Consider the following 4,080-nt stretch of genomic DNA (forward strand, 5'->3'; position numbering starts at 1 on the left):
GGCCGCCGCCGATGCCGTGCTCGGGTTGGCCGGGGAGCGGCAGGGGCGTCTGCTGGACAACGGGTGCGGTACGGGGATCGTGACGCGGTGGATGGTGGGGGCGCGGCCAGGGTTGCGGGTGACCGGGGTCGATCTCACGCCTGCCATGGTCGGCAAGGCTGCCGCTCGGGTACCCGGCGCTGTGGTGCGAGGTGACAGCCGGCGACTGCCCTTCGCCGACGGCGCCTTCGACGTCGTCACCAGTGTCTGGCTGCTCCACCTGCTGGACGATCCGGCCGATCTGCGGGCCGTGCTCGGGGAGTGCGCGCGGGTGCTGCGGCCGGGTGGGACCTATGTGACCACGGTCGACAAGGCGAAGGCGCACGACGTCGGCAGCGACATCGACGCCGTGCTCGGACCGCGTCCCCGGCGGCCCGCCGCCGACGACCCGGCCAAGGTGGACGCGTATGCCGCCGAGGCCGGGATGGTGCGGACCGGTCAGGCGCGGTTCACCGGGGTCGGGCAGGGGCGCAGCCCGCGCCGGACGATCACGGATCTCCGGCGGGGCTGGTTCACCCTGCTGCCGCCCAGTGAGCCCCGTACCGAGGAGTTCGCCGCGCGGCTGGCCCGTCTGCCCGACCAGGACCGTCCCCGCCCGGACCCCGTCTTCACCCTGCACGCCTATCGCCGGTCCGGCTAGCGGTGGTGCCCGGTCAGGCACCTCGACCCGGCCGACCCGGGAGCCGGTACCACCGGGCCGACCTGTTCGTGCCGGACGCGTAGTCCGTCCACACGGCCGTACGCCCCCGCCGAGTCAGTTCTCCGCGAGGAACTGCCGGGCCAGCCGGTCCCCGAGGGCGACCGCCGCCGCATGGCTCTCGACGGGGGAGACCCGCGAGTCCTTGAACAGGATGTACGTCACCCCGGACTCGGCGCCCCCGGTCGCCGGGTCCGGATCGATGCCCAGGGCCTCGGCGGTCGCGTACGACGCCTCGCCGATGATCTCCTTGGGGCCGGTGTCCCCGACGACGGCGTACTCCACCTGATCACCGTGGATGACGGCGACCACTCCGCCACCGACGATGCCGGCCGCCGCGTGGTCCCACAGGGCGCTCTTGCCCGGCACCACCACGTACGGCAGGGCGTCGGCGCGCAGCGGCTTGCCGTCGGACTGGTGGAAGGCGGTGTCGTCCTGGTACCAGGGGTCGCGGTCCTCGTTGCAGTGGGTCGTGCGCTGACCGTCGCAGTCCACGTCCAGGTCGGCCTGCCAGAACACCGCGCCCTTCAGCCCGCACACCGGGACGGTCGGGGCGCTCTCGGCGTCGGTGCGGTACAGGCCGGCGGAGATCCGGTCGCACGTCCGTACCTTCGCCAGCAGGTCGGCCGCGGGGACCGTGCCCTCCCGCCCCCGTCTCGGCGCGTCACCGTGGGCCGCGGCCAGGGCCGTGGCGCAGAGCAGGACGGTCCCGGCGGCGGTGGCGAGACCCAGAGGACGAAGACGCACGGCGAGCCCTTCCCGGCGAAGCGGCGCACGGGGCCGCCCGCCCCCGGAACGGGACGGGCGGCCCCGGGACGCGGAGGTGTCAGACCATGTCGAACGTGGCCGGGTCGGGACCCAGCCGCTTGTCCTCGTCCAGCGCGCCGATGGCGGCGAGGTCCTCGTCGTCCAGGCTGAAGTCGAACACCTCGATGTTCTCCTTGATCCGCGACGGCGTCACGGACTTCGGGATGACGATGTTGCCGAGCTGGATGTGCCAGCGGAGCACGACCTGCGCGGGCGTACGCCCGTGCTTGCGGGCGATGGCGACGATCGCCGGGACCTCCAGCAGGCCCTTGCCCTGGCCGAGCGGCGACCACGCCTCGGTGGCGATGCCGTGCTCGGCGTCGAACTCGCGCGCCGCGCGCTGCTGGAGCTGCGGGTGCAGCTCGATCTGATTGACCGCCGGGACGACGGACGTCTCCGCGATCAGCCGCTCGAGGTGCTCGGGCAGGAAGTTGGACACGCCGATCGCGCGGATGCGGCCGTCGGAGTACAGCTTCTCGAACGCCTTGTAGGTGTCGAGGTAGTTGTCCCGTGCGGGCAGCGGCCAGTGGATCAGATAGAGGTCCAGGTAGTCGAGACCGAGCTTCTCCAGCGACGTGTCGAAGGCACGCAGGGTGGAGTCGTACCCCTGGTCGCTGTTCCAGAGCTTGGTGGTGACGAAGAGGTCCTCGCGGGGCACGCCGGACGCGGCGATGGCCTTGCCGGTGCCCTCTTCGTTGCCGTAGATCGCCGCGGTGTCGATGCTGCGGTACCCGGTCTCCAGCGCCGTGGTGACCGCGCGTTCGGCCTCGTCGTCCGGGACCTGCCAGACGCCGAAGCCGAGCTGGGGCATCTCGACACCGTTGTTGAGGATGATCGGGGGGACCTTGCTGCTCACGAGCCTGTGATCCTTCGGTTGTGGACAGGTGCTTCACCCATCGTCAACGATCACGGGCCGGTCCGCATTCCTGACGGCGGGATCAGGACCGGTAGAGGGCTTCCACCTCGTTCTCGTACGCCTTTTCGATCGCCTTCCGCTTCAGCTTCAGCGACGGCGTCAGCAGCCCGTGCTCCTCGGTGAACGGCTGGGCCAGGATGCGGAACGTACGGATCGACTCGGCCTGCGAGACCAGCGTGTTCGCCGCGACCACCGCCCGGCGCACCTCCGTCTCCAGGTCGGCGTCGCGCACCAGCTCGGCCGGGGTGGGCCGGGGCTTGCCGCGCATCTGGAGCCAGTGGTCGACGGCGTCCTGGTCCAGGGTGACCAGCGCCGCGATGTACGGGCGGTCGTTGCCGACGACGATGCACTGGCTGACCAGAGGATGGTCCCGCACGCGCTCCTCCAGCACACCGGGGGAGACGCTCTTGCCGCCGGAGGTCACGAGGATCTCCTTCTTGCGGCCGGTGATGGTCAGGTAGCCGTCCTCGTCCAGCGAGCCCAGGTCGCCGGTGGCGAGCCAGCCGTCGTGCAGGGTCTCGTCGGTCGCCTTGGGGTTGTTGAGGTAGCCCTGGAAGACGTTCCCGCCGTGCAGCCAGACCTCGCCGTCGTCGGCGACGTGCACCGTCACACCGGGAATGGCCTGGCCGACGGTGCCGTAACGGGTGCGCTCGGGCGGGTTGGCGGTGGCGGCGGCCGTCGACTCGGTCAGGCCGTAGCCCTCGTAGATCTGCACGCCGGCGCCCGCGAAGAACAGGCCGAGGCGGCGGTCCATCGCCGAGCCGCCCGACATCGCGTTGCGGATACGGCCGCCCATCGCCGCCCGGACCTTGGAGTACACCAGCTTGTCGAAGAGCTGGTGCTGCATCCTGAGGCCCGCCGAGGGGCCGGGGCCGAGGCCCCAAGCCTTGGCCTCCACCGCTTCGGCGTACTTCACGGCCACCTCGACCGCCTTCTCGAAGGGCGCCGCCTTGCCGTCCTTCTCCGCCTTGCGCCGGGCCGAGTTGAACACCTTCTCGAAGATGTACGGCACCGCCAGAATGAACGTCGGCCGGAACGCGGCGAGGTCCGGCAGCAGGGCGGCCGCGTGGAGCTGCGGCTGGTGCCCGAAGCGGACCCGCCCCCGGAGCGCCGCGACCTCCACCATGCGGCCGAAGACATGGGCCAGCGGCAGGAACAGCAGGGTGGACGCCTCGTCGCCCTTCTTGGAGTGGAACACCGACTCCCAGCGGCGGATCACCGTGTCCGCCTCGAACATGAAGTTGCCGTGCGAGAGGACGCAGCCCTTGGGGCGGCCCGTGGTGCCCGAGGTGTAGATGACGGTGGCGGTCGAGTCCGGGGTGACCGCGCTGCGGTGCCGGTGCACCACCTCGTCGTCCAGGTGCGCCCCGGCGTCGTACAGCTCCCGCACGCAGTTCGCGTCGAGCTGCCAGAGCTGGCGCAGGCGGGGGAGACGGCCGATGACCGTGGCGATCGTCATCGCGTGGTCCTCGTGCTCCACCACGGCGGAGGTGACCTCGGCGTCGTGCAGCATCCAGAAGCACTGCTCGGCGGAGGAGGTGGGGTAGACGGGCACCACCTGGGCACCGATCGTCCACAGCGCGAAGTCGAAGAGGGTCCACTCGTAGCGGGTGCGGGACAT

4 protein-coding genes are annotated in these 4,080 nt (G+C 71.2%); 1 reads left to right on the top strand and 3 read right to left on the bottom strand.

Annotation, left to right across the window (positions count from 1 at the left end; translation table 11 throughout):
* Nucleotides 1-679, top strand: a 679-nt coding sequence (locus CCN33_RS19390) for a class I SAM-dependent methyltransferase (RefSeq protein ID WP_107483961.1), incomplete at its 5' end; no start/stop codon positions are given.
* A 114-nt stretch (nucleotides 680-793) separates the two neighbouring features.
* On the opposite strand, the gene CCN33_RS19395 is transcribed toward CCN33_RS19390, so the two are convergent.
* The 3 genes from CCN33_RS19395 to CCN33_RS19405 form a co-directional block, all read right to left on the bottom strand.
* Entirely contained in the window at nucleotides 794-1,483 is a 690-nt protein-coding gene (locus CCN33_RS19395) for a glycoside hydrolase family 75 protein (RefSeq protein WP_086694843.1), read from the bottom strand.
* Between the two features lie 79 nt (nucleotides 1,484-1,562).
* On the bottom strand, nucleotides 1,563-2,399 hold the full coding sequence (locus CCN33_RS19400; protein ID WP_086694844.1) for an aldo/keto reductase: 837 nt from the start codon (nucleotides 2,397-2,399) through the stop codon (nucleotides 1,563-1,565).
* Nucleotides 2,400-2,481: 82 nt separating this feature from the next.
* A partial coding sequence (locus tag CCN33_RS19405) for an AMP-dependent synthetase/ligase (protein WP_086694845.1) occupies nucleotides 2,482-4,080 on the bottom strand: 1,599 nt, incomplete at its 5' end.

It is taken from the genome of Streptomyces recifensis, from assembly GCF_002154615.1.
Lineage (GTDB): Bacteria > Actinomycetota > Actinomycetes > Streptomycetales > Streptomycetaceae > Streptomyces > Streptomyces griseoluteus.